Source organism: Spectribacter hydrogenoxidans (genome assembly GCF_031846275.1).
GTDB lineage: Bacteria > Pseudomonadota > Gammaproteobacteria > Nevskiales > Salinisphaeraceae > Spectribacter > Spectribacter hydrogenoxidans.
In genome coordinates this window covers 1-25,003 of record NZ_JAVRIB010000009.1, presented here as the reverse complement: position 1 = coordinate 25,003, position 25,003 = coordinate 1, and the positions used below count along the sequence as shown (strand labels likewise).

At 68.1% G+C, this 25,003-nt stretch carries 23 protein-coding genes and 1 tRNA gene; 4 read left to right on the top strand and 20 right to left on the bottom strand.

From position 1 onward, the window contains the following. Positions 1 to 9 precede the first annotated feature (9 nt). From RM532_RS09680 to RM532_RS09625, 12 genes are read right to left on the bottom strand one after another with little or no spacing between them, the layout of a single operon-like run. A complete protein-coding gene (locus tag RM532_RS09680; RefSeq protein ID WP_311653120.1) occupies positions 10 to 669 on the bottom strand; it encodes a hypothetical protein in 660 nt (219 codons plus the stop codon). Then, a complete protein-coding gene (locus RM532_RS09675) occupies positions 666 to 1,331 on the bottom strand; it encodes a hypothetical protein (RefSeq protein WP_311653119.1) in 666 nt (221 codons plus the stop codon). Before RM532_RS09675 ends, RM532_RS09680 begins: the two co-directional genes overlap by 4 nt. After that, positions 1,297 to 2,301 (bottom strand): vWA domain-containing protein, encoded by a 1,005-nt coding sequence (locus RM532_RS09670; protein ID WP_311653118.1) that lies wholly within the window; start codon positions 2,299 to 2,301, stop codon positions 1,297 to 1,299. Before RM532_RS09670 ends, RM532_RS09675 begins: the two co-directional genes overlap by 35 nt. Further along, on the bottom strand, positions 2,298 to 3,362 hold the full coding sequence (locus RM532_RS09665) for a vWA domain-containing protein (RefSeq protein ID WP_311653117.1): 1,065 nt from the start codon (positions 3,360 to 3,362) through the stop codon (positions 2,298 to 2,300). Before RM532_RS09665 ends, RM532_RS09670 begins: the two co-directional genes overlap by 4 nt. Further along, a complete protein-coding gene (locus RM532_RS09660; protein WP_311653116.1) occupies positions 3,349 to 4,611 on the bottom strand; it encodes an Hsp70 family protein in 1,263 nt (420 codons plus the stop codon). Before RM532_RS09660 ends, RM532_RS09665 begins: the two co-directional genes overlap by 14 nt. Positions 4,612 to 4,613: 2 nt before the next feature. Then, positions 4,614 to 5,411 carry a MotA/TolQ/ExbB proton channel family protein gene (locus RM532_RS09655; protein ID WP_311653115.1) on the bottom strand — a complete coding sequence of 266 codons (798 nt, stop codon included), beginning with the start codon at positions 5,409 to 5,411 and terminating at the stop codon, positions 4,614 to 4,616. Continuing rightward, entirely contained in the window at positions 5,411 to 5,644 is a 234-nt protein-coding gene (locus tag RM532_RS09650; RefSeq protein WP_311653114.1) for a hypothetical protein, read from the bottom strand. The genes RM532_RS09655 and RM532_RS09650 overlap by 1 nt, the downstream gene beginning before the upstream one ends. A 6-nt stretch (positions 5,645 to 5,650) precedes the next feature. Continuing rightward, positions 5,651 to 7,678: a PEGA domain-containing protein gene (locus RM532_RS09645; protein ID WP_311653113.1), complete on the bottom strand. Its 2,028-nt coding sequence runs from the start codon at positions 7,676 to 7,678 to the stop codon at positions 5,651 to 5,653. Next, entirely contained in the window at positions 7,675 to 9,204 is a 1,530-nt protein-coding gene (locus RM532_RS09640; protein WP_311653112.1) for a hypothetical protein, read from the bottom strand. Before RM532_RS09640 ends, RM532_RS09645 begins: the two co-directional genes overlap by 4 nt. A gap of 29 nt (positions 9,205 to 9,233) precedes the next feature. Continuing rightward, positions 9,234 to 10,463, bottom strand: a complete 1,230-nt coding sequence (locus RM532_RS09635) for a hypothetical protein (protein WP_311653111.1) — start codon at positions 10,461 to 10,463, stop codon at positions 9,234 to 9,236. Next, positions 10,460 to 11,224, bottom strand: a complete 765-nt coding sequence (locus tag RM532_RS09630; protein WP_311653110.1) for a hypothetical protein — start codon at positions 11,222 to 11,224, stop codon at positions 10,460 to 10,462. The genes RM532_RS09635 and RM532_RS09630 overlap by 4 nt, the downstream gene beginning before the upstream one ends. A gap of 24 nt (positions 11,225 to 11,248) precedes the next feature. After that, positions 11,249 to 12,547 (bottom strand): tetratricopeptide repeat protein, encoded by a 1,299-nt coding sequence (locus RM532_RS09625; protein ID WP_311653109.1) that lies wholly within the window; start codon positions 12,545 to 12,547, stop codon positions 11,249 to 11,251. A gap of 86 nt (positions 12,548 to 12,633) precedes the next feature. Here RM532_RS09625 and RM532_RS09620 point away from each other — a divergent pair, with 86 nt between their 5' ends. Then, complete coding sequence (locus RM532_RS09620) at positions 12,634 to 12,981, top strand: TraR/DksA family transcriptional regulator (RefSeq protein WP_311653108.1); 348 nt, start codon at positions 12,634 to 12,636, stop codon at positions 12,979 to 12,981. Here the strand turns inward: RM532_RS09620 and RM532_RS09615 are convergent. Then, a complete protein-coding gene (locus RM532_RS09615; RefSeq protein ID WP_349255298.1) occupies positions 12,978 to 13,784 on the bottom strand; it encodes an AraC family transcriptional regulator in 807 nt (268 codons plus the stop codon). The two genes, RM532_RS09620 and RM532_RS09615, sit on opposite strands and share 4 nt — an antisense overlap. An 85-nt stretch (positions 13,785 to 13,869) precedes the next feature. On the opposite strand from RM532_RS09615, the gene RM532_RS09610 reads away from it, so the two are divergent. After that, the gene (locus tag RM532_RS09610) at positions 13,870 to 14,877 is read left to right on the top strand and encodes an MBL fold metallo-hydrolase (protein WP_311653106.1); all 1,008 of its coding nucleotides are present in this window, start codon (positions 13,870 to 13,872) and stop codon (positions 14,875 to 14,877) included. A gap of 5 nt (positions 14,878 to 14,882) precedes the next feature. Here the strand turns inward: RM532_RS09610 and RM532_RS09605 are convergent, their stop codons facing one another. The 3 genes from RM532_RS09605 to RM532_RS09595 are packed head-to-tail and all read right to left on the bottom strand — an operon-like array spanning position 14,883 to position 17,883. Beyond that, entirely contained in the window at positions 14,883 to 15,554 is a 672-nt protein-coding gene (locus RM532_RS09605) for a class I SAM-dependent methyltransferase (RefSeq protein WP_311653105.1), read from the bottom strand. After that, complete coding sequence (locus tag RM532_RS09600; RefSeq protein ID WP_311653254.1) at positions 15,551 to 16,972, bottom strand: FAD-binding oxidoreductase; 1,422 nt, start codon at positions 16,970 to 16,972, stop codon at positions 15,551 to 15,553. Before RM532_RS09600 ends, RM532_RS09605 begins: the two co-directional genes overlap by 4 nt. After that, a complete protein-coding gene (locus tag RM532_RS09595; RefSeq protein WP_349255302.1) occupies positions 16,972 to 17,883 on the bottom strand; it encodes a TIGR01777 family oxidoreductase in 912 nt (303 codons plus the stop codon). The genes RM532_RS09600 and RM532_RS09595 overlap by 1 nt, the downstream gene beginning before the upstream one ends. 90 nt (positions 17,884 to 17,973) lie before the next feature. Here RM532_RS09595 and RM532_RS09590 point away from each other — a divergent pair, with 90 nt between their 5' ends. Both RM532_RS09590 and RM532_RS09585 read left to right on the top strand, forming a co-directional pair. After that, a complete protein-coding gene (locus RM532_RS09590; RefSeq protein WP_311653103.1) occupies positions 17,974 to 18,849 on the top strand; it encodes a metallophosphoesterase in 876 nt (291 codons plus the stop codon). Positions 18,850 to 18,892: 43 nt separating this feature from the next. Next, a tRNA-Gly gene (locus RM532_RS09585) sits at positions 18,893 to 18,968 on the top strand. A gap of 905 nt (positions 18,969 to 19,873) precedes the next feature. On the opposite strand, the gene RM532_RS09580 is transcribed toward RM532_RS09585, so the two are convergent. The 4 genes from RM532_RS09580 to RM532_RS09565 form a co-directional block, all read right to left on the bottom strand. Beyond that, positions 19,874 to 21,124, bottom strand: a complete 1,251-nt coding sequence (locus tag RM532_RS09580) for a Fic family protein (protein ID WP_311653102.1) — start codon at positions 21,122 to 21,124, stop codon at positions 19,874 to 19,876. Between the two features lie 157 nt (positions 21,125 to 21,281). After that, positions 21,282 to 23,294, bottom strand: coding sequence for a polysaccharide biosynthesis protein (locus RM532_RS09575; protein ID WP_423246890.1), 2,013 nt, complete (start codon positions 23,292 to 23,294; stop codon positions 21,282 to 21,284). Positions 23,295 to 23,494: 200 nt separating this feature from the next. Continuing rightward, positions 23,495 to 24,670, bottom strand: coding sequence for a DegT/DnrJ/EryC1/StrS family aminotransferase (locus tag RM532_RS09570; protein ID WP_349255301.1), 1,176 nt, complete (start codon positions 24,668 to 24,670; stop codon positions 23,495 to 23,497). 83 nt (positions 24,671 to 24,753) lie between these two features. Next, a partial coding sequence (locus RM532_RS09565) for an integrase core domain-containing protein (protein WP_311653099.1) occupies positions 24,754 to 25,003 on the bottom strand: 250 nt, incomplete at its 5' end.

The window sequence follows — 25,003 nt, the reverse complement described above, 5'->3', positions numbered from 1 at the left end:
ATATCGGCGTCAGGAATCCGGCGCCAGCAATTCGCGTAACTGATCGCCCAGGCCGCTGCAGGCCGCGGCTTCGGTACGTGCCAGCAACGGCAACGGCACGATGACCGCCGGCATGTACGACGTACCGCTGGCATCGACGGTTACCCGCCCTACCTCGGCGGCCCGGGTGACATCCCACACCGAGGCTTCGAAGGCGGCGCTCTTCTCCCACCAGGCGAAGCCCAGACAGCCGCCCCCGCCCGGACCCACGGCACAGCCCATGCTGCCGCCGCTGTCGGTGTCGCGGGTGGTGCCGTCGATCCAGACCAGGTAACGCACCGGGTTCTGCTGCAGACGCTCGGCAATCAGCGGGTCATCGAGCAACCGCCGCAGGTCGTCCACGTTCTGCGGGGCAGTCCGCGGTTCGAACCAGGGAAACAGCCGATCGCTGAACGCCTGCGCCGGCGTCACCGGAAGATCGGCGCCGCCGACCCGGTCCGCCACGCACTGGGTGAAACCGTCCTCGGTGCGGTACTCCCCCTGCTGGCTGCGCCCCAGCACCACCACCGATTCGCCGGTGGACAGCGCCGCACCCGACGGACTCTGGCGCAGCTGTTCGATCGAGGTGTTCACGCACCCGGCGAGCCAGAGAATCGCCATGCCGGCCAACCACGCGCGGGCGCCGCTCATGGCTGTGGCTCCGGGGGCGCCGTGTTCGCCCCGCCCGGTATTGCCTGTCCGCGCAGCTTGAGGATCAGCGCGGTGGCGGTGTCACGAAGGGCCCGATCGAGCGCCTCGGTCACCGCCTTGTCGTCACCCAGCAGACGGTCGTGGCTGCGGCCATAGGCGCGGATCGGCCAGCGATCGACGCGTTTGCCCTGGTCATCGAACAGCTGCACGTCAAAATGAAGCCAGGCCTCGTGAAACTCGGTATGGCTGCCGCCGGGGCCGCTGATCTGCGCGTCCTCCCAGACCGGCATCACCAGCAGGTCGACCCCGGCCGCGTCCCGCGTCTGCGTGACCCGTACCTCGCGATAAAGGGCGTCCAGGGTCCGGCGAAACGTGGATTCGACCGGTTCGCCCAGGGCAATGTCCCAGTCGTCGTCGGTGTAGCGTCGCTGGCGGAACTCGGGGGTGATCACCAGCGCAACACGGCCCGGCTGTTCGGCCACCACCGGTGCCGGCAGGGCAGCCTCGGGGGCCACGGGCGTGGTGCCGCAGCCGGCGGAAAGCATGGCGGCAACGCCGGCCGCGAGCATCCCGGAACGGCCGCCGTGCCTGGGGTTCATGTGCTTGCCGGTGTGGCGACGATGCCGCTCATCGAGTGTCCCGCAGTCCCACGAACGTGCCACCGTTTTCCTCGGTGAGTTTACGCATCAGCGTGGCAAAACGGATGCCGGTGGCGCCGGCCCGGCCCTGGCGGTCGAACTGGGTGGGGAACCCCACCGCGTGGATACGCACACGCGGCCGGCCCTGCGCGTCGCGGGGATTCAGTCGCGCCACGGTGTCCAGCACCGACTGCATGGAGTTGCCGCTGAATTCATCGCCGAACACATAGATGCTGATGCGCTTGTCCGGCGCCGCGAAGGTGCGGATCGCACGGGTGATCCCCTCCACCGGGCTGCTGTTGGAAAACGGCTGCCAGCCGGCCAGCGTATCCATGATCACCCGGCGTCGACCGGGCGTGTCCGGAATCCATTGCCCGGCGTACTGGGAGAACATGTAGTCCCCCATGTCGTTCATCACCTGCAGTCCCTTCACCTGCGGGTAAACCGCCAGCGTTTCCCGCAGCTTGGCCAGCACCGCGGGCCAGGCAAAACTCTGCATGCTGCCGGAGGTATCGATGATGAAGATGATGTACTCGCTGTCCACCGGAATGCCGGCGACCCGGCTGTCGGGCGCGCGGATACCCTGGGAATACAGGCGCTGCATCTCCTCGGTCAGCGATTGCCGGGCCTCGGCCAGTTGCTGCTCGATGGCCGCCGACGCGCGTGAATCCAGTGCCTGCGATGCCCGCTCCTGCTCAGCCCGGGCCGCCTGCGGGGCCAACGCGGCCACCCGGTCCTGCGTCTCGACCAGCGAGGTCTTGGCCTCGCTCAACTCGGCTTCCAGGGCCTGCGCCCGCGACGCCAGATCGGGCAGCCGCTGGGACAGTTCCGCAGCCAGCGCTTCCAGCCCCTGGCCGCGCTCGCGCTGGATGGTGGGCTCCGCGGTCTTGGTGATCACCAGCAACAGCACGATCGCGCCGAAGCCGCAGGAGATGGCATCCAGAAACGACAGCCCGAAGGCCTCGCCCTCCCGGCGGCGGCGCCGGCGGCTCATGGCCAGTCCACCGAGGGCGTGATGAAGGCACCGCCCCGGGCCTGGGCCAGCTGCCAGAAGGCGCTGGGCGCCAGCGGGTCACCCTCCATCGGCAGCAACAGGATGTTGACCGGCACCCCGGAGGGCAGGGCCGCGACCGCGTCCCGGAACAGGTTCAGCCGCTGGCTACCGGACACGGTGCCACGGCGGGGCTCGCGGCCCTGTGTCGGCAGACCGTCGGTGATCAGATAGATGTTGTCGGGCCGCGGCGACAACTGCGCCGCCGCGGCCGCGGCGTTCTGCAGGCTGGTGCCGCCGCCGGGAACCACCCGGTCGAGCGCGCGCACCGCAGCGGTCAGCCGGGCGCCGCCGTCGGTGCTCAGCCACTGCCCATCGGTGCCCGACAGTGCCGCCCGGGTCTGCTCGCCAAAGGTATAGAGCTGGAAACGCGACTGCGGCGGCACCTGGGTGGTCAGCCAGTCCACCGCAGCACGCGCCCGCCGCCACTTGGGCGCATCCCGACGGGCGGACTCGTCCATGTTGCGGCGCCGAATCACGTTGACAATGTCGTCGTCCAGCATGCTCGCGGAGGCGTCCAGCAGGATCAGGACATGCTTGCCACCAACCTTCATGCCGGTCAGGTACTGGCGGTCACCGTCGCCCGCCCGGGCACGGGTGGCGTCGCCGGGATCGGTCTGTTCCCGCAGCTGTTCCACGCGGCTTTCCAGCGACTGCAGTTCCTGTTTCAGCGCCGCGATACGCTCGCCCGACCCCGCATCGTCCTCGGGCGTCGGCTCCTCTGCCGCCGCGGCCAGCCGCTCGGCCCGCTCGCGCGCCGCCTGGCTCTGCTTGCGGGTTTCGTCGAGCGAGGCCTGCAGCGACGCCACCCGCTGCTGGCGCTCGATCACCTCGGCTTCCAGGGCGCTGACCTCGTTGGCGACATCCCGGTTGGCGTCGACCGCGCGCACTTCGCTGGCGTGGTTGATGATCATGAACAGCAGGATGACCGCGCCCAGACCACAGGACATCGCATCGATGAACGACAGGCTGAAGGTGGCAGGCGGGCGCTTATTCCGGGCCATGGTCGGACGACACCGCGATCAGCCACAGCTCCGCACCATCCGCCTGCAGGCAGTCACCGGTTGCGAGCGGCGCATCCGCGGTCGGCGGCCGGCCGTTGATCCGCACCGCGTCGACGTCGCCACGCAGGTGCCAGCCGTCATCGCCCGGCTCGAGCCGGGCCGCGCCGAGTGCCTGGCCGGCCGGGTCGAGCGGCGTGGCCATCCCGTCACGCAGCAGATGGGTGGGCGCCGGGCGGCTGGTCGGTCCGCCGGCCGGCAACGGCCGGCCACGAGACCGGGGCAAACGGGTGACATGGGGCGGGGCCTGCGGATCATCCGCCTGGATGGCATCCCCGGCCGCGTCGATCCCGGCCGCCAGGGCCTCTGCAGGGCAGATCACGGGTGCGCTCGGGAGCTGCTCCAGCAACCCCGGCAACGTGGCCAGCCGGGCATCCAGCACCACGCGGGCATCGTCGGTGAATTCGGCGGCAACCGCCCGGTAGAACTCCTCGGCTCCCGCGGCCAGGAACCTCCGGTCCAGCGGGACATGGTATTCACGATCCCCCACGCGCATGGCGGCACGCACGGTGGTGACCTCCGCCAGTGCCGTCAGCCACTCGTCCAGCGTGTCGTGGAGGCGCTGCTCGGTATCGGCGTCATGCAGGGGGTCGAATCGGGTGTCGCGCACGAAGCGTTCGGCGATGCGCCCGGCCCAGCGGCTTTCCAGATCCACCAGTCCACGCCGCAACAGGGTGCGGCTGCCGGTCAGCGCCACCGTGTCCGGGCCGACCTCGATGTCTGCCGCGATCAGATCGTGCAGGCGCAAGCCAAGCAGCCGCCAGTGGCCCGGCTCCAGACCGAGGCCGACGGCGGCCGCCACCGGCGCACACACCAGCCCGGTCACTTCCAGTCCGCATGCCTGGACCACGCCCAGGGTCAGCGCCAGCCGCGGCTTGTCATATTCGGCGGGCACGGCCAGGCACACGGCCTGGACCGGCTCGCCGGCCGCCTCGATCACCGCCCGCAGATGGTAATAGGCCAGATCGGCGTGGCTGCGGGCCGGCCCGGCGGGCTCGGCCAGCGGCTGCTGGTCCAGGTGTTCCCAGAAACGATCGAACGTGCGGCGGGGGTTGCGCCGGGCCCGGGCCCGGGCGTCGGCCCCGAAGTGCAGACCGTCGCGGTCGGCCACCGCCACCCCGGGGCTGGCCGCGAGCCGACCTGACGGGCCGGACAGGGTGACGGCGAGATCGTTGATCTCGAGCAGATGCACGGTCAGCCCGCCTGCAGGTTCTGGATCAGTCCCCGGTCACAGGCGGTCTGGGTATCCAGCACCAGCCGCTCCTGCACCAGCTGCAACTGATGCAGGAAGAACATCAGGATGATCGACAGCACCAGGGCCACGAAGGTGGAGTTGAATGCCAGGCCGAGGGCCGCAGTGACGCCGCTGATGTCCCCCTCCACCGCCTTGTGGGCCAGGCCCAGCGCCTCGCCGATGCCACGTACGGTGCCGATGAAGCCGATGGAGGGAATCGCCCAGGCGATGTAGCGCACCATCGACAGTTCCGAATCCAGCCGATCGGTTTCCGCCTCGCAGACCTGCCCGATGGCATCGGACACATCCTGCACGTTGCGGGTGGCGCGGAACCGATGCAGCGCGGTGAGCAGCGCCCGCGGATAGAGAAACTCCCGCTCCATGGCCGGCAACGCCTCGATCGCCCGGGTGTGTTCGCGGGCATCCTCGGGCAGGATGCTCTCGCCCGGCCCCACCGCGATCAGGCCCCGCTGCAGCAGTCGCCGCTCGCGCTGAACCGCCACCGCCTTGTAGGCCAGCAGCGCCAGCGCCCAGAGCATGAGAATGAAACAGACCTCCTGCTCGTAATCGCGCACGATCACCCACAGCGAGCGATCCGGCGCGGCATCCGGATTGTCCGCCACCACCGCGGCCCGCTCGGCTTCGGCCGCCCGGGCCTGTGGCCGTACCATGCCCACATAGGCGGCATGCACGATGATTACCGCCAGCAGCAGCGCAAACAGCTGGTAGACGAACTCAACCGACAGCCGCCCGCGCATCAGATATCTGCCGGAAAGGCGACTGCCTCATCCGCCCCGATGCGTTCCGAGGGCCGGAAGTCCTGCGGGGACGCCGACCGGCTGCGGTCGGCGGGCTCGCCATTGTCCGCGTCGTTGGCTGCTTCGGTCTCGGCGGCGTCGTCCCGGGCCTGATCGGGCGCCGGTTCCTGTGCCCCCGCCGGGAGCGCGAGAACCGCCAGCGCAAGCACGGCAATCGGTATCGTTCGCATCATTCCAGCTTACTCCGCGTAGCGGGCCACCCGGAAGCCCAGATCATCCCGCGGGCTGCTGCCCGCCTCCCGGTAGGACAGACGCAACGGGGTGATGCGCCCGTGCCGCCAGCTCGAACCCCGCACCACCCGCGCGCTGCCGCTGGACGGCCCCAGCGGATCGGCCTCCACCCCGCCGCTGCCGGGGTTGGCGCTGTAACGGTCGTGGATCCATTCGGCCACATTGCCACCCAGGTCGAACAGACCCAGGGCGTTGGCGGCAAACCGGCCTACCGGCGCTGCCGCCGCATGACCGTCGTCATAGTCCTGCAGCCGCTCGTCCAGCAGATCGGCGGCCGAGGCATCCGCGTAATTGCCTGCCCGACCGGTGGGCGGCATGGCGTTACCCCAGGGGTACTTCAGCGAACGGCCGCCGGCGAAACGCGCGGCCCAGGCCCATTCGGCTTCCGTGGGCAGGCGATAACCCGTGGTCACCGGCGTGATCAGTTCCCCGCCCGAGTAGGCCCTGGGCAACCCGGCCTGATCGCTGAGCCAGTTGCAGTAGGCCACCGCATCCTCCCAGCTAACCCGCGCCACCGGCTGGTCATCGTTGTCCAGCGTCTTGCGTGCAACGATGCCCGACGAATGGCCGGACCGGAACCGGCGGAACCGTTCGTTGCTGACTTCGTGCACGCCGATGTAGAAAGGCCGGGTCAGCTTGACCTCGCGGCGGACCTCGTTGCTGCGGGCCCCCTGTTCGCGCCGCGGCGCCCCCATGGTGAACTGCCCCGTGGGCATCAGCCGCATGGTGCCGCCAGCCGGGGTGCGTTCCGTGTCGGGGAACTTCGCCAGCGCGGCCGCTTCCTCGGTCAGCAGCTTCGCCTCGATGCGCTGGGTTTCGCCGGGTTTGGGGGTCACCTCGGTTTCGAACGGCGCATAGCCCGACCGGGTCACCCGGATATCGTGAGCCACTGCGGTCAGGCGCAGTTCCCGGCTGCCGGGACCGCGGGCTTCGCCATCCACGTGGACCACCGCGTCCTCGGGGGAAACCGCGACCTGGACCGTACCCAGAATCGGTTCGAGATCGACCGCCAGCGATTCCCGCTGACCGGCGGCCAGCCGGAATTCGCGGGTTACCGACTGGTGGCCGGCCCGGGCAACCCGCACCGACACATCGGTGTCTGGTGCCAGGGCGACCTCGACCGGGGTGCGGCCACGGAACTCCCCGGCCACCGTCACGCTGGCGCCGGCCGGCCGGCTGGAAACATCCAGGCGGCCGGGCGCCGGGGCCAGTTCGATCGGCCCGAGCGACTGCGGCTCATCCGCCACCACCTCGATGCGCCGGGTCCAGGTCTGGTAACCGGCCTGCGCCAGCTGCAATTCGTGCTCGCCGGCGCCCAGCTCCACCGTCTGCGGGGTCGGGCCGCGCGTTTCGCCGTCGACGCTCAGCATGGCCCCCACCGGCACCGAATCGATCGTTACCGGCGCCCAGGCCGGGGTGAGGGTGACGTTCAGCGTCTGCAGTTTGTCCATGCCCTCGATCGACACCGTCTGTTCGGCGGATTCGTGCCGCGGCGCCCGGAACGTGAGCCGGTGTTCGCCAGGTTCCAGTTCGATCGGTTCCAGCGGTGTCTGCCCCACGGCCTTGCCGTCGATCAGTACCGTGGTTTCGGCCGGTTCCGTTTCCAGTTGCAGCCGCCCGGGCTTCTTGCGCATCTCGAAGCGGAAGCTGTCGTCGCCACCCCGGGCCACGGTGAAGGTTTCGGTGAGCTGCCGATAGCCGGTCTTTTCCGCCACCACGCGATACTCGCCGGGCCGCAGCAGGTGGCGCTCGCCCACCGGTAGCGACCAGCCGCCCTCGATGGCCAGACGATCCGGGGCCGGGCGAACGTCGATGGCCACGGCCAGGGCGGTGAAAACGAACCAGGCCCCCAGTGCCAGGATGGCCAGACCGGCGCCGGTGGCCAGCAGCCACAGACGGGGGCGGCGGGATCGCGGGGGACCGCCACCGTCCGGCGGCCGATAAGCAGCGGCCTGCACCCGGGTCGGCTCGGTCACAGGCGTTCCTCGCAGCGAATCTCGATCGGCCCGACCGGGGCCTGGTCGGCGGCGACAGTGAATTCCCGCCGCACGTCGCGATAGCCCTCGCACCGTCCCACGGCGGTGTAACGACCGGGTGTGAGGGTGAGCTGATGCGTTTCGAAGGTGCCCAGTTCGCCCACGTGATAGACCGCCACCCGGGTGCGATTGTCCGACTGCAGCCGAACGGTGACGGGCTGGCTGGCCTGCGCCAGCGCCGTCTGCAGCCGCGTAATGCGGGCCTGCAGCCGCGGCCCCGGGTCGGAAACGGCTCGGGCGCGGGTGAGCAGCTGGTTCACGACCTCCCGCACTCCGGCATCGGACAATCTGTCCGGCTGTTCCAGATGCGCGTTCAGGCGTGTGTTCAACTGAGCCATCTCCCGGGCCTGTGCGAGCCGTTCACGGGGCTCGGTGAGGCTGGCGTCGCGCGCCAGCATGGCCTCGTAGGCCGCCACCGCCTCCGACCACTGTTCGGCCTGTTCCGCCGCACGCGCCTGCTGGCGCAGCCGCTCGATGGCCGCCCGTTCCAGCCCGGCTTCGGCCTCGGCCAGCCCGTCGGTCGCCTCGGCCGCGTCGGGGCGGATTTGCGCGGCCTTGGCGAACGCCGACCGGGCCACCGCAAAATCGCCCTGATCCAGGGCCGCCAGACCGGCGGACATGCGGGACCGGAACCGCCGATCCGCCAGAGCGTTCTCGACCCGCTGCACGGCCTCGCCGGCCGGCTGGTACGCCTCGTCCAGCGATCGGGCCTGCCGATAGGCGTCCCGCGCCGCGTCCAGCTCACCGGCCTGCTCGCTGGCCCGCCCCTGGCGCATGGCGGTCAGAACCTCCTCGCGGCGGGCGGCGCGATCCGCACCCCGGCGGGCATCGGCATTGTCCCCGTCGATGGCCAGCGCCAGATCGAAGGCCGCGGCGGCCTCGTCGATGCGATTGTCGGCCAGCGCCTCGTCACCCCGTTCGAGCGCCGCCGCCAGCTCGGTGTCGACCCGCGAGTCGAGATCCGTCGCAAGCGACAGGCCGGCACGGAACGCCTCCTCGGCCGCCGCATATTCACGTTGTTCGAAACTCTCCTGCCCCTGCCCGGCCAGGTCCGCCATGCGCTGTTGTTCCTCGGGGGCCCAGCGATCCAGCCCCTGTCCGGCCAGCGACTCGCGCGCGGCGGCCAGCTCTTCACCCAGCGATTGCGCCGACTGGCGGCGGGCCAGCAGCGCGTCGGCGTCAGGCGGCGGGGTCGCCGCCGCCTCGTCGGATGCTTCGGGCTCGGCGGGACGCCCTGTCACAGGCGATTCCGCGGGCGTCTCGGTCATCCGTTCGTCGTCTCCGATTACACCGGGCAGCAGCCACCAGCCGCCGGCCAGGGCGAGCACCACGAGTACCGCCAGCACCACCGCGCCCACGGGCACCCCCCGGCCGGCGGCCGGCGTCGATGCGGGCTCGTGTCCCGGCTGCCAGGCGGCCGGGGCGATGCGCTCGAACTCGTCGGATTGCTTGCGGTTATCCGCCATCGTGCGTCCGGACCACGACCGGGGCGGCTTCAGCGATCATCGTCGCCACTGGCCGGCGTCTGCCCGCTGTCGCGGATCAGGCCGGTCTCAGCGGCGTAAATGTCGCGCATCAACTGCTGCCATTCCTCGAACTGGGCTTCCGCGGAACCGCTGAGCGTCACGGTCTGGTTGGCCAGCTGGACGTTGCGCGGTTCGACATCGCTTTCCAGCGACCGGCCCAGTTCCTCCAGGGCTTCGGCGTGAATCTTCGATTCGCGCCCTTTCTCGAGACCGCTGGCAAATACGCCGATACCCCCGATAATGGCGACCTGCGAAGCCGCACCCTCGACACTGTTGTTGGCGTTGGCCGCACCCACGATGCCGGCAATCACCGCCGCCGCGCCCAGGAGCTTGCGCGTCAGCGACTGGCTTTCCAGTTCCCGGAGATTCTCGGTCTCCCGATAACTGGCGGCGCGCCAGTCGGCATAGGCCAGATCGATCTGGTCGTGAAACACGCGGTAGTGCTGATCCAGGGCATCGATCAGGGCGTAGTCGCGCTCCCGGATACGCTCGACCCGGGCCATCAGCGGGTCACCCTCGGCGGGCAGGCCGTTCAGGCGATACCGGCCGTCCCCGGATTCCACGTAGCGCGAAAAGGCCTCGGGAGCCAGCTGTTCGGCAAAGCGCATGTCGGACAGATGACGCAGGGTCTGCAGTTCCGCCGCGCTGCGCGCCCGGCGCGCGGCCAGCAGGTCATCGGCAATGCGGTTGTATACCGCCTGGAACGGGTCGGCCGGCTCATCCCCCTGGCTGTAGCTGAGTTCAGCGGCCTCGGCGTTGTAGGTCTGGTCCAGCCACACCCGGCCACTGGCATCCACCGCGCGCACGGCCAGCGCCATTTCGTAGCCGCTGGATTCGACGATCTCGCCGGTTACCAGCAGTTCGGAATACTCGACCCGTTCGGGCACCACCCGCACCGCGCCCCAGTAGCCGGTGTTCTCCAGGGTCTGGCGCAGGGCCACGGCCATGTAGCGGCTTTCGGCTTCCCGCACCTCGGGCCAGATGCCGGCCTCCTCGGCCTCGCTCGGGTCTTCCGGGATGCCCGGCTCGAATACCGCGATGTTGACGTTGACCAGCTCCTCGCTGGACAACTCCTCCTGCGCATGCGCCGCCGGCGCGGCGTTGACCGTCTTCACCGTCTTGTTCACGCAGCCGCTGACCAGCAGCGCCAGGCCCAGCAGGGCAAACAGACTCGGCCGGGTTCGCACCGCGGTGCTCATTGGCTTTCCTTGTAGGCGCGGTATTCCTCCCACAGCCGCTCGCGCAGCTCGGGGTCGGACTCGTTCTCGGCGGCTTCCCGCAACTGGCGGGCAACCACGTCATCGTCCGCACCGCTGCCGATGTCATCCGGCGTGTTGGTGGCAATATCGGGCTGGTTGCCGCCGACGCGATCACGACCGGTGCGGGTGTCGCCCTCAGGCGGCTCGCCCCCGGCGGCCACTGGGGGCGGCGGGGGCGCGCCCGCGCGGTCGCCGGACCGCTCGCCATCCGACCCGTCGCTGCCCGCGCCCTGCATCGCCTCGCGTTGCTCGCGGGCCTCGCGGGCCTGTTCATTCAGGGATTCCAGCTCCGCCTGCTCGCGACGCAACCGCTCGTCGAATTCGCCGAGTGACCGATCCAGAGCCGTATCCAGTTCTCCCGTGCGTTCGCCGTCGGTCTGGCCGCCGGCCGGGAATCCGGGCCCGCGCGCCGTCGTGCCGGCCTCGTTCGGCGGGGTGGATTCGGTCGTATCCATCGCGGCTGCCGCCGGCGGCGGGCTGGTATCGGCCCTGTCGGCATCGCCGGCAGCCTCGCGCGACTGCTCCGGTGACTGCTGCCCGGCCGCACCGGTTTCACCCGACGCCGGCGGTGGAGACGAAGCGGCCGATTCCGGCGGCGGCTGGCTCGGCGAGGACGGGGGAGGCGGCGTGCTGGTGCAACTCGCTGCCAGCAGCAGCCAGGGCAAAAGCGCGAATTGTCGAATCCTGGGTTGCATCATCATTGCTTCGACCCTGTCGGCCCCACCCTAGTTTCCGTCCCGGCCCGGAGCCGCAAGATAGTGGAATTCATGATCCACCGATACGCGCTCGGCGTCGACCGCCCCGTCCGCGGTCAACCGCGGCCGGAAACGTGCCCGCGCGTGGGCCCGCCGCACATTTTCCTGCAGTTCGGTCAGACCCGGCGGATCAATCGATACCGCCTCGACATCCCGCGGGTTGCCCCGGGCATCCACATCCAGCAGCAGCTTGACGAGCACCCGGGGGCCAAGACCCGCATCCGGCCTGTCCCGCAGGCCCCGGATCGGCGGCAGGTAGGCCACCGCCGGCTGGTTCAGGCGATCGAGTGCCTCGGCATCACCAGCCTCGCCATAGAGATTTCTGGCCTTCACGTACTCATTCACGGCCTCCCGCGGCCGGTCGAACCGCATGTAGAAATCCCCGATCGCCAGGCGGATATCCGCCAGCGTCGCGGGATCGCGCGATTCCCGGTTCTGCTGAATGCCCAGCGCCTCATGCAGTGCGTCCAGGCCGGCGAAGGCCGGCTCCTGAAGCGTGGGCTGATACGTTCGCGACAGGTCCATTAGAGCCGGAATCAGGGCGGGATCGTCCTCCCCACGGGCCTCGCGCAGCACACGCAGACGCTGACGCTGCATGTCCCGGGCATCCCCGTAACGTCCGACCTCGGTAAACCAGCGCCCCGCGCGGGCCAGCGCCGCGGCCTGTTCCCCGGGGCGGTCGGCGGCACTGCGTTCGATCACCGCCAGCCGCGCCCGCTGCAGCCGGGCCGCCTCCTCCTCGCGTCCGATCGCCATCTGCGCCGCAATCAGGCCGTCATAGGGCGCCAGCTGGGCGGGATCGTGCAGGCCGTGGACAACCCGGCCGATGAAGGCCGCCCGGGACAACGCCCGGATCGCGGCCGGATAATCCCCCGCGCTCAGCGCCGCCCGGCCCAGGCCGCGCAGGGGGCGGATCAGGGCCGGATTCCGGTTGTCCCCCCGGCTGGCCAGAATATCGACCGCCCGCTGGAAATCACCCATGGCCGCCACCGGCTGCCCGGCGCCATGTCGCGCGGTACCCAGGTTGACCAGCGCCGGCACCAGCGCCGGATGCCGCGGTCCGTAACCGGTTTCCAGGGCGCGCAGCATCCCGCGCGCCCGGTCGATCGCCTGGTCAGAACGGCCCTCGGCCAGCGCGGCCGCAAACCCGGGATATGCCTCGGCCTCCATGAACACCGGATTCAGGGGCGCGTCGGGCGGCTGCGCCACTGCCGCGGTGGTGCCTAAGGCCGCGCCGATCAGTAACCAGCGGCATTGTCGGCTCGCCATCGAACCCATATTGGACCGCCTCATCGGACCCGATTACGCTGGATTGGATACACACTCGCATTATTACGTCAGTAACCATCAATTCGATGACCAAAGCCCAGCTCGAACACTTTCGACAGATGCTGCTCGCCATGCAGGAAACCCTGCAGGCCGGCGCCGAAAGTCGCGACGACATGGGCAAGACGGTAGAACTCGACCAGACCCGAACCGGGCGGCTGTCGCGCATGGATGCCCTGCAGGCCCAGGCCATGGCCAGGGCCGGCGCCCAGCGCGCCGCCAACCAGGCACGCCGCATCACCGCTGCGCTGGCCCGCATCGAAGCCGGCACCTTCGGCGACTGTGCCGCCTGCGAAGAACCCATTGCCGAGGCCCGGCTGGAGGCCGATCCCGCCAATCCCTTCTGCCTGGATTGCGCCGAAGCCCGCCAGGGTTAAGCGTCTCCGATACCGGGCCGAAGCCGGGCCAGGCTCACCGACGGCGGCGCACCAAAGGTGCGGCGGAAATCATGATTGAAATGGGCCTGGTCGCTGAATCCTGCCAGGTGAGCGGCGGTGGTGAAGTTGTCACCGCCGATGATTGCGTCGATTGCCACCCGCATGCGCTGCCAGGCCCGGTAACGCCGCAGCGGCACGCCGGCCTCGCGGGTGAACAGATGTTGCAGGCGCGACGCCGACAGACCCACGCTGGCGGCAAGTCGCGCCGCCGGCATCGGCGTGCCGGACTGGTGGCCCAGATCCGCCATGATCCGGGCGACGCGGGCGTCCGGCTGCCGGCAAGCCCGCGGCCGGGCAAACGTCAGCAGGTCATCCAGGGCCTGGCCGGTCCACTGCGGACCGTGGCGGTCCTCCCACAGTTCGCGCAGTAGATTGCGCCCGTGAGGGCGTCCGGCCAGGGCGCCGCCGACCTCACGAACATCACCCAGCAACGTCGTCAGACTGCCGATGCCATCGGCGCCCGGCTCGATGTAGAACACCGCGATCGGCTGGCCGTGAACCCTGAGTTCGTGACGACACCCGGCGGGGATGACCGCGCCCCGGCACTGGCGCCAGTCGGCCCCTTCCAGACGCAGCTCGAAGGCCTCGTACAGGCCCGCCAGATAGACCGGCGCGCCGTGCTGATGCAGGCCGTTGTGCTGCAGTGGCCCGACGAACAGCGTGCGCGCCTGGTCCAGATGCCAGAACGGCCCCAGGCCGTCGGCTTTCGCAGCACGTTCATACAATTGGCCGCATCCGGTCATCGGCTAGCGTTCCTCCCGGCGGCCCCGCCTGCGACGGCCGCCTGTGGATTACAGCACGAATCAACCTGTCGAGGAGCCATCCGTCATGACCCGGAAACCAACCGACATCACCCGCCGGCGGCTGCTGGCCGCAACCGCAGCCGGACTGGCCTTGCCTGCAACAGCGGGGCTGTCGATGCGGACCCGCGCCGCTGCACCCTGCCCGTCGCTGGTCGGCTACCACCGCTTTTCGCTCGGGGCATTCGAGGTAACCACCCTGCGCGATGCCGACGCCATGCTGGACGGCCCCTGGCCGGTGGTGGGCGAGGACCGCCCGGAATCCGAGGTGCAGGCACTGATGCACGAACATCTACTGCCACGTGATCGTTTCCAGCCCGGCTTCACCCCCACCCTGGTGGACACCGGTACGCAACGCATCCTGTTCGATACCGGCAACGGCGACCACGGTTTCGTGCCCCCGCCACGCGGCGGCCGGCTGGCGCCCAGCCTGCAACAGGCCGGCTACGCACCGGAACAGATCGACCTGGTGGTCCTGACCCACGGCCACCCGGACCACATCGGCGGCCTGATGCATCAGGGCAAACCGGCGTTTCCGCGGGCCGCTTACATCATGGGCGGGCGGGAGTTCGATTTCTGGGCCGCCACCGACGACCGTCTGCGCGCGCCCGAGGAGAGCATCGAACACCAGTCGGCGCGGCTGTTTTCCAGTCACCTCGCCCCGCTGGCCGACGACATGACCCGCATTGGACCGGGCGACGAAGTCGCGCCCGGTATCCATGCCGTGGCCGCCCATGGTCATACCCCGGGTCACCTGGCCTTTCACGTCGAAAGTCGCGGCCAGCGTCTGTTGCTGTGGGGTGATTGCGCCCATCACGAGGTCGCCTCGCTGGCCCATCCCGAATGGCACGCGCTGTTCGATCAGGACAAGACCCAGGGCGCCGCCACCCGGAAACGAATCTACGACATGGCGGCCACCGAACGCCTGGCGGTGGTCGGCTACCACACCAGCTTTCCATCGATCGGCTTCGTCCAGCGCCGCGGCCGCCACGGCTACCGCTGGATTCCCCTGACCTACCAGTTCCAGGATTCGTGAGCCGTCTACGCGTGCTGCAGGATCACCACGTCCGCGCCGTACCGCCGCCAGCGCCAGCCGTGGCGGGTCGCCAGCCAGTCCAGGGTGGACTCGGTGTAGAAGCTGACGTGGGTGGGATCGCGATGGTAGTGCCAGGCGGCGAAATCGGTGCCGGCGTCGAACAGCCGGGTCATCAGGCCCAGGTGGCCACCCGGTCGCAGCAGCCCGGCAATCTGATCGAAGGCGGCGCCGGGATGGTGGAAGTGCTCGGCGGTCTCGGTGCAGACAACGAAGTCGTAGCGGCGCGCCAGCACGGCCGTATCGGGGGCGAAGAAGGGATCGTAGACGGCTGTGGGAAAGCCCGCCTCGGTCAGCATCGCCGCCAGCGCCGGGCCGGGACCGGCGCCGTAATCCAGGCCGCAGGCGCCGGGCGACAACTGCGGAATCAGCCGGTTGGTCAGCCTTTGCAGAAACGCGCGATAGCCGGGGTCATCGATGCGGTTGTCATGAGCGCTGTACAGACGGTGTTCGGTCAGCGCGTCGGGCCGTTCGTCCGGATGCTGGAAGATCAGACCACAGCCGGGGCAGCACCCGTATCGGCCGCTGGCCACCCGTGCCAGACCACGGGTGGCGGGATGGTCGCACAGGCCGCAGGTAATGCCGGCCGACCAGTCGGCCTCGCCGGGTGGCCCGCTCATGGCTCCCGGTATTCGAGCACGGCCCCGGGGTTGAGCCGGTTGTCCGGGTCCAGCGCCTGCTTGATCGCCCGCATCAGGTCCACCGCCACCGGTGAGCGGTAGCGTTGCAGGGCCGCCGGCTTGAGCCGGCCGATGCCGTGCTCGGCCGCCACCGAGCCATCCATGGCCGCAACGACATCGTGGATGATGCGGCCGGCCTCGTCCGCGCGGGCAAGAAAGGCGTCGCCATCGTCGCCCGGTGGTTGCGACAGATTGAAGTGCAGATTGCCGTCGCCGACGTGGCCGAAGGCGCACACCCGCACGCCGGGGATTGCCCTTGCCACTGCCGCACCGGCCTCGGAAACGAATGCCGGCAGCCGCGACACCGGCACCGAGATATCGTGCTTGAGCGAGCCCCCCTCGCGGGTCTGGGCCTCGGGGATGGATTCGCGCAGCCGCCACAACGCGGCCGCCTGATCTAGACTGCCGGCAATCACGGCATCGCTGACGCTGCCGTCGTCCAGGCCGGTGGCCAGCACCGCCTGAAGGGCATCCGCCAGCCAGTCGCCGGCGGCCGGGCTGGCCAGTTCCACCAGCAGGTACCAGGGAGCGGGCCGGTCCAGCGGATCGCGACAACCGGGGATATGCCGACAGACCAGTTCCAGCGCCAGACGCGGCAGCAGTTCGCAGGCGATGCAGTTGTCGCCGGAGGCCTGTCGGAACTCGCCCAGCAGCCGCACCGCCGCGGCGGGATCGGGCACGGCGATGAAAGCGGTCTCGCGCTGGGCCAGGGCCGGAAACAACCTGAGGGTGGCGGCGGTAATGATGCCCAGCGTGCCTTCGCTGCCGATGAACCACTGCTTGAGATCAAACCCGCTGTTGTCCTTGCGCAGGCCGGTCAGGCCATCCCAGATGCGGCCGTCGGCCAGCACCACTTCCAGACCCAGGGTCAGCTCGCGGGCATTGCCGTAACGCAACACGTTGACGCCGCCGGCGTTGGTGGCCAGGTTGCCGCCGATGCGGCATGACCCCTCGGCGGCCAGCGACAGCGGAAACAGACGCCCGGCGTCCGCCGCCGCCCGCTGCACGTCGGCGAGGATGCAGCCGGCCTCGACGGTAATGGTGTCGTTGTCGGCATCCAGCGACCGCACCGCGGTCATCCGGTCCAGACTGACAATCACCTGGTCGGGGCGCGCCACCGACCCGCCTACCAGGCCGGTATTGCCGGCCTGGGGAATGACCGCGACACCGGCTTGCGTACACAGGGAAACGGCATCGGCCACCTGCCCGGTGGTGCGCGGCCGCAGCACCGCGGCGGCCTGCGAGCGGAACTGGCCGCGCCAATCGCGCTCATAGGGGGCCATTGCATCCCGGCCGGTCAGCACCGCATCCGCGCCGAGGTGCTCGATCAGTGCATCGATCAGACCCTCGGGCAGCATCACCAGCGCGCCAGAATCTCGCGCAGTGCCGGCTCCAGATCGGGATAGCGGAACTCGAACCCGGCGGCCAGCAGGCGCGACGGCAGAACCTTCTGGCCGGTCAACACCAGATGGGCCATTTCCCCGGCGATCAGCCGCAGAACCGGGCCCGGCAGCGGCAACAGCGCCGGGCGCCGCAGCACCCGGCCGAGGGCGCGGGCGAACTCGCGATTGCGAACCGGATGCGGTGCGGTGGCGTTATAGACGCCGTCGCAATCCGGGTTGTTGACCAGAAAGACGATGGCGCGGGCCAGATCCTGCCGGTGAATCCACGACAGCCACTGGCGGCCGCTGCCCTGCGGCCCGCCGAGCCCGAAGCGGAACGGTGGCACCAGTTCGCTCAACGCACCCTGGCGGACACCCAGCACTGCACCGATGCGCACCACGGCGACACGCACACCCAGATCCGAGGCACGCCGGGCCTCGGCCTCCCACGCCTGGCAGAGACGTGACTGGTATTCATCCCCGGCCGGACTCTGCTCGTCGATCGCCTCGTCGCCGCAGGCGCCGTAAAAACCCACCGCCGAGCCGTTCACCAGTACCTCGGGCCGATACTCACAGCCGGCCATTGCATCAACCAGTGCACGGGTCATCCCGACCCGGCTGTCGACGAAGGCCTGCTTGCGCGCCGCGTTCCAGCGCTTCGCGCCCAGGTTTTCGCCGGCCAGGTTGATCACCGCCGCAGTTAGTGGGCAGTCGTCCATCGACTCGTGGCAGGTCACCGCCTCGGGCAGCGTCTGCCCGGCGGCCGCGCCGTCGCGGGTCAACACCGCCACCTGCCAGCCATCGGCGAGGAGTTCATCCACCACGGCGCGGCCCACAAAGCCGGTGCCGCCGGTCACCAGCGCGGTTTTCGGGTCGGATTCATTCATGACGCCGAGGATAGCAGCGCCCACGGTCCGGTCGCCGCCGCTCATCCGGCGGGCATTGACCCCGGCGGGCGCCAACCGTACAACGTGGCCATGAAACTGGCAGTCATCGGCGATATTCACGGCTTCTGGGACAACCGGGACACCGCGTACTTCAACCGCTCGGATTACGACGGCCTGCTGTTCGTGGGGGATCTGCCCCGCCTGACCGGCAGTAGCCCGGTCGCCCGCATGCTGGCGGAGCTGGACAAACCGGCCTGGCTGATTCCCGGCAATCATGACGGCGTAACCGCCCCCCAGTTGCTGGCCGAACTCAAGGGCTGGCGATGGCTGGCCCGTCTGGGGGCCGTTGGCATGCGGGGCCGGATGCGGCGCCTGCGCCGGCGCCTGGGCCCGGTGCGGCTATGCGGTTACGAAATGATTACCCTGGCCGACGACCTGGGCCTGCTGGTCGCACGGCCGCATGCCATGGGCCCGGACCGGTTCTACTACCGCGCCTTCCTGCGGAAACGCTACGGCATCAATGACTTCCGGGGCAGCGCGGCGACCCTGAAATCGCTGGTGGACATGGCCCCGCGCCGCCTGATCGTGCTGGCGCACAACGGGCCGGCCGGGCTCGGCGACCAGCCGGATTCGCCCTGGGGCTGCGATTTCTCCCCGGCCCACGGCGACTTCGGCGACCCCGACCTGCGTGAGGCGATTGATCATGCGGGCGCCAGCGGCCGGCAGGTGCTGGCGGTGGCGGCCGGGCATATGCATCTGACCCACAAGACCACCGGCGCTCAGCGACAGGCCTGGGCGAGACAGGACAACGTTCTGTATGTGAATGCCGCGGCCGTGCCGCGGATTCGGGAGGACGGCGCGCGGCGCCGGCATGTCGCGCTCGAGATTGGCGACGGGCCAGTGGAAGCGGCGTTCGTCGACGTGGATGAATCGGGCAACCGTGTCGCCGAAACACCGCTGCGGTGACCCCCTTGCATTGTTGGCCAGTCTGGCCAATCCTATGGCCAGTGCGGCGGTAGCTCAGTTGGTAGAGCGCAACCCTCCCAAGGTTGAGGTCGCCGGTTCGAACCCGGTTCGCCGCTCCAATTACTCTCCGCTGCCGGAATTCAACCCCAAGGTTGAGGTCGCCGGTTGCTGGGTCCATCCATGGACCCAGCCCTTCGGGCCCACCTCCGGTGGTCCCGATTTGTTCCGGACAAATCGGTCGAACCCGGTTCGCCGCTCCAATTACTCTCCGCAGCCGGAATCCAGCCCCAAGGTTGAGGTCGCCGGTTGTCAGGTCCATCCATGGACCTGACCCTGACGGGCCCGCCTGCGGCGGTCCCGATTTGTTCCCGACAAATCGGTCGAACCCGGTTCGCCGCTCCAAATACCCTCCGAAGCCGGAATCCAGCCCCCAAGGTTGAGGTCGCCGGTTGCTGGGTCCATCCATGGACCCAGCCCTTCGGGCCCACCTCCGGTGGTCCCGATTTGTTCCGGACAAATCGGTGCTCAGTCCATCCATGGGCCTGACCCTGACGGGCCCGCCTGCGGCGGTCCCGATTTGTTCCCGACAAATCGGTCGAACCCGGTTCGCCGCTCCAATTACTCTCCGCAGCCGGAATCCAGCCCCCAAGGTTGAGGTCGCCGGTTGTCAGGTCCATCCATGGACCTGACCCTGACGGGCCCGCCTTTCGGCGGTCCCGATTTGTTCCCGACAAATCGGTCGAACCCGGTTCGCCGCTCCAATTACGCTCCGAAGCCGGAATCCAGCCCCAAGGTTGAGGTCGCCGGTTGCTGGGTCCATCCATGGACCCAGCCCTTCGGGCCCACCTCCGGTGGTCCCGATTTGTTCCGGACAAATCGGTGCTCAGTCCATCCATGGGCCTGACCCTGACGGGCCCGCCTCCGGCGGTCCCGATTTGTTCCCGACAAATCGGTCGAACCCGGTTCGCCGCTCCAAATACCCTCCGAAGCCGGCATCCAGCCCCAAGGTTGAGGTCGCCGGTTGTCAGGCTCCTCCGCGGACTGATTCTGACGGTTCGGGAAATAGCCCCGGCATCAACCGCGAGGCCAGGTGCGCCGGGAAGGTGAGCCTTAATGGTGCGCGGGTGCTTTCTGCAGTCACGATACCGGTATCGAGCAGGCCCCTACTGACCCGCCGCGCCTGACGCTCGCTCACGCCGGCAATGTCCACGACCTCGCCACGGGGAAGCTCGCCGCGATAGAGCGCGGCCTCGAGCACTCGATCCGAGCGCGGCGCCAAACGACCACGCTCGATTTCATCCCTGGCCCAGCGCACCACTCGATCAGTAAGCGCGGCAGGCTCAACCAGTCTCTCCATGAAATCCACCTGATCGAGGCACACGTTCAGGAAGAATCCAACGAATTCGGCCAATGCCTCCTCGCTCAGGTGGCCGCGGCCGTCGAGATCGTTGCGCCGTTCGAGATCGCACGCCATCAGTCTGGCCTTGTATTCGCCCTCGTTGCGGGCAAGGCCACGAGCAACCGACCATATCGCACCAGTTTCCAGCCGATCCAGCAGTAGCGCGTAGGACATGAGATGGGCCACCCGCCCGTTGCCGTCCAAGAAGGGATGGAGCCACAACAGCCGATGGTGGGCGCAGGCCGCAGCCAACACTCCCTCAGTACGTCCGACTTGCCCGTAGACCTGTTCGAAACGCGTCAGGAACCGGGGCAACGAACCGGGGCTAATGGGAACGTGACGGCCTACCTGCACATCGTGTTGCCGCAGATTACCCGGGACAACGGGCAGGGGCTTGCCGGTCTGGGGGTGTTCCACCACCAGCAGGCTCTTCGGAAGATGCTCGCAAAATCGCCGGTGCAACTCACGCAGCCCCTCAACGCATGCGGCACGATCCGCCAGACCACCGTTATCGATCCATTGCTGGGCCGCGATATGCGACTTGGCCTCGAGCTGAAGATCACGCTGACGCGGATCAACGCTGAAATCATCGTTCAGAGCGCGCTCGATCGCTACCGGGTGGGTATCGTGGCCCTCGATAAGGTTGCTGTAATAGCAGTTCATCGAGCGGACCAACCCGGCCAGCGCGCGCACCAGCCCGCCGGGCAAACGATGGCGCAGCCTGGAGGAGCGCGCCGTCAGCCCCATGACCTGATCAACCAGATCGGGCCGGTGTCGCGAGCCCTCCGCGATGAGCAGCGGCTCCATCAATGAGACAGACTCCCCACGGTCATTGGCCGCGTTCATGTCCGCATTGGTGGCCGGTTTATCGCTCATGGCAGGGCCAACAATATCATCAACTTGGAAAAATAACCGGGTATGAAAGGCCGGTTTAACGGCCGGTTCACTGGCCACAGCCGGGAGGCTACGAGTTTGGCGAGCGAGGCGGAGTCTGCCTCAGCGACGTGCAACCTGGGCGGCCGGATCAACCGGCTTACAGCACATCGCGATTCGCCGGCCGAAGCTCGGCCAAAGTAGCCTCGGTAGCGACCGGTTCAACTTCCCAGCCGTTGCTCATCGAATCCCAATCCGCCTCATCCGGCACGTACTCCGGTATCAGCTCAGCCAGCAGATATCTGAGCCCCGAGATATCAAGCCTTTCCACCCCGGATTGCACGGCGTCCAACCAGCGATGAAGCTGTTCCGAGTCCACACAGGATTCGTCGGCGCATCCGATTTTCGGGTGCTCGGTATCCCGCTTCTTTTCGCCGATCAGCAGCTCTTCATACAGCTTCTCGCCCGGGCGCAGCCCGGAGTACACGATCTCGATATCGCCCGGCACCTGAGCATCCCACTTCACCCGAAAGCCAGCAAGTCGAATCATACGAGTGGCCAGATCCACGATCTTGATCGGCTCTCCCATATCAAGCAGAAAGACCTCGCCGCCCCGCGCCATGCTGCCGGCCTGCAGCACGAGCTGAACCGCCTCCGGAATGGTCATGAAATACCGCGTGATCTCCGGATGCGTGACGGTCACGGGGCCGCCGTTCTCGATCTGTTCACGAAAATGCGGCACCACGGATCCGGACGACCCCAGCACGTTGCCGAAACGCACCATCGAAAAAACAGCCCCCGGACCACTGCGCCCCGCCCCCTCAGGCGCCGTTCGGCGCGCGAAATCCTGGATGATCATCTCCGCGGCACGCTTGGTCGCCCCCATGACATTGGTTGGGCGAACCGCCTTGTCGGTGGAAATCAGAACGAAGCGCTCGACCCCTGCTTCCAGCGCCGCGTTCGCGGCGATCCACGTACCCAGCACATTGTTGCGTATGCCCCCGCGGACATTGTGCTCCACCAACGGAACATGCTTGTACGCGGCCGCGTGATACAGCGTGTGAACCCCATGCTGACGCAGGCAGGCTTCAACCAGCGATTCGTCGAGCACGTCACCCAGAACCGAGGTCACCGGGAACGCCCCGTGCTCCGACTGCAGGCCGCGCACATCTTGCTCAATGTGAAAGAGCGCCGCCTCGTTGATCTCGAACAGGATCAGGCCGGCGGGGTGTAGCGCCACAATCTGGCGGCAGAGCTCGCTGCCAATCGAGCCGCCGGCGCCGGTCACCATCACGACCCGGCCCTGAATCGATGCACGCAGCAATGCCGGCTGCGCGGGCACGGGATCCCGGCCCAGCAAGTCCTCGACACGCATATCGCGCATCTGACCGATTGGCGCGGTTCCGGACAGGATTTCCGGCAACGAAGGCACCGTCTTCACAGCCACCGGGAGTGGTTCCAGCGCCGCAATAATCGCCTGCTTTCGGCGCCGCGTCGCCGAGGGCAGCGCAAGAAGCACGATTTCCACCCGCAGCCGCTCGACCAGGCGCGGGAGATCCGTCACGCCATATACCGCCCACTCCGCCAAGCGCGTTCCCACGCGGCCCTCGGCGTCGTCAACAAAACCCACCACCCGACAGGTCGGATCGGACGACAACCCCTGAGCCGCCTGCACACCAGCAGACCCGGCGCCGTAAATCAGAACATTGGAGGCGTGCCGATCACTGACGGGACTCAGGAAGGTACGCGCAGCCAGGCGCATGCCGCCCAATGCAAGCGTCAGGGTCATGGCAAAACCAACGAAGACTTGCCATGGCAGCGCCATGAATGGTGCCAATGCCACCAGTATCGCGAGAGACCCGGCAGTTGCCACCGAAACCAACGCGATGCGCAGCGCAATCTGGGCGGCAATATGCCGCACGACGGTCCGGTAGATGCACCCCCCCCACCCCAGCGCGGGCGTCAGGGCAGCCGCAAGCAGCGCAAGCGGCAGAACTACGTCAACCGCAAAGGCCTGGCCGCCATAGAGCGCCACCGCCAGCACCATGGCCGCTGATGCCGCGCCAGCATCCGCAGCCATAAGGAACAGGCGCTTCTGCCATCGCGACCAACCAACCAGCCGTTCTCGCAAAGCGGCTGCCGACTTTCTCACTAAATGCCACCCCGTCGTCATCGGCAAAACGGCGCATTAACCCCACCCAGCCATACCCTGGATTGTCTCCAGGGTAGCCGGCAGAGCTTCCTCCCCCCCCCCATGGTCCAGGCCAGTATAATTGAAAAAGGCTGCTCTGACTTTGCGCCACGGCCATGAGTCATGGCTGACAGTGCACCGGACCTCGGCAAGATGGCGAATTAGCGAGCAGTCATGCGCGGTTATCCGCGCGCCCGTTCCATAATGCGGACAAGCGCCGAAAAGGTTGCATCCATTGCTTCGGCCGTCAACGTGGGATGCACCAGAAACATCAGGCTGGTTTCCCCCAATTCCCGGGCAACGGGCAGACGCTCCGCGGGCCGCCAGCCGGTACCGTCGAAGGCCTTTTCGCGGTATACCTCCGAACATGAGCCGGACATACAGGGCACACCCAGGGCGTTGACTTCCGCCATGATTCGGTCCCGATCCCATCCCTCGGCCAACTGCTCCGGTTCCACGAACACATAGCACTTATAGGCCCCGTGTTCGGCCCAGTCCGGCATTCCCGGCACGCGCAGGCCAGGCAACTCCCGCGCGCAGTCCCAGATGCGATTTGCGTTCGTCAGCCGCGCCGCGTGCCAGGCCGGCATCCGCCCGAGCTGAACCCGACCGATGGCGGCCTGCATCTCGGTCATCCGCCAATTGGTGCCGAAGCTTTCATGCAACCAGCGGAAACCCGGCGGATGCTCACGCTGATAAACGGCGTCCCAACTCTTGCCATGGTCCTTGTAGCTCCACATGCGCGACCATAGTCCGCGGTCATTGGTGGTCACCATGCCACCCTCGCCGCCCGTAGTGATGATCTTGTCCTGGCAGAACGACCAGCAGCCCACATCGCCGATGCTGCCCACCGAGCGCCCCTTGTATCGCGCCCCATGCGCCTGCGCGCAATCCTCAATAACGGCCAGCCCATGCTCACGCGCCAACGTCATGATCGGGTCCATATCGCAGGGCATGCCGGCCAGATGCACGCAGATGACCGCCTTCGTGCGGGGGCTCAGCTTGGCCGCAATACTGTCGGCGGTAAGATTCTGCGTGTCGCGATCCACGTCAGCGAACACCGGCACCGCCCCCGCCGTTACCACGCAGGACACGGACGCCAGGAAGGTCCGTGGCGTAACGATGACTTCATCACCCGGCCCCACGTCCAGCACCTTCAGCGCAACATCCAGCGCTACCGTGCCATTGGCCAGCGCCACTGCATACTCGGTGCCCGCAAAGCCGGCAAAGGCGCACTCGAAATCGCGCCCCTGCTGCCCGGTCCAGTAGTTCACGCGGTTGGACAACAGCACGGTAGAGACGGCGTCGGCTTCTTCCTGCGTAAACGATGGCCACGGCGAGAATACCGGCTGGCTCATTCCAGAATCTCCTGCAACAAAGGCGGCCACGGCCACTCAAAAGGGGGTAATCCCCCCATTCTTAGCGCTGCTCAAAAGTGGAGCTAAGCGGCCATCAGTTTCTGCATTGGGGTGATGCCGCCGAGGGCCATATTGGGTCGTTCGTGGTTGTAGGTCCATAGCCACCGGGTGGCGGCGTCCTGCACCTGGCTGATGGAGTCGAAAAGGTACTGGCTCAGCCAGTCATAGCGCACGGTCCGGTTGTAGCGTTCGACATAGGCGTTCTGCTGCGGCTTGCCGGGCTGGATGTACTCCAGGCGGATACCCTGCTGTTTCATCCAGGTCACCAGCTCG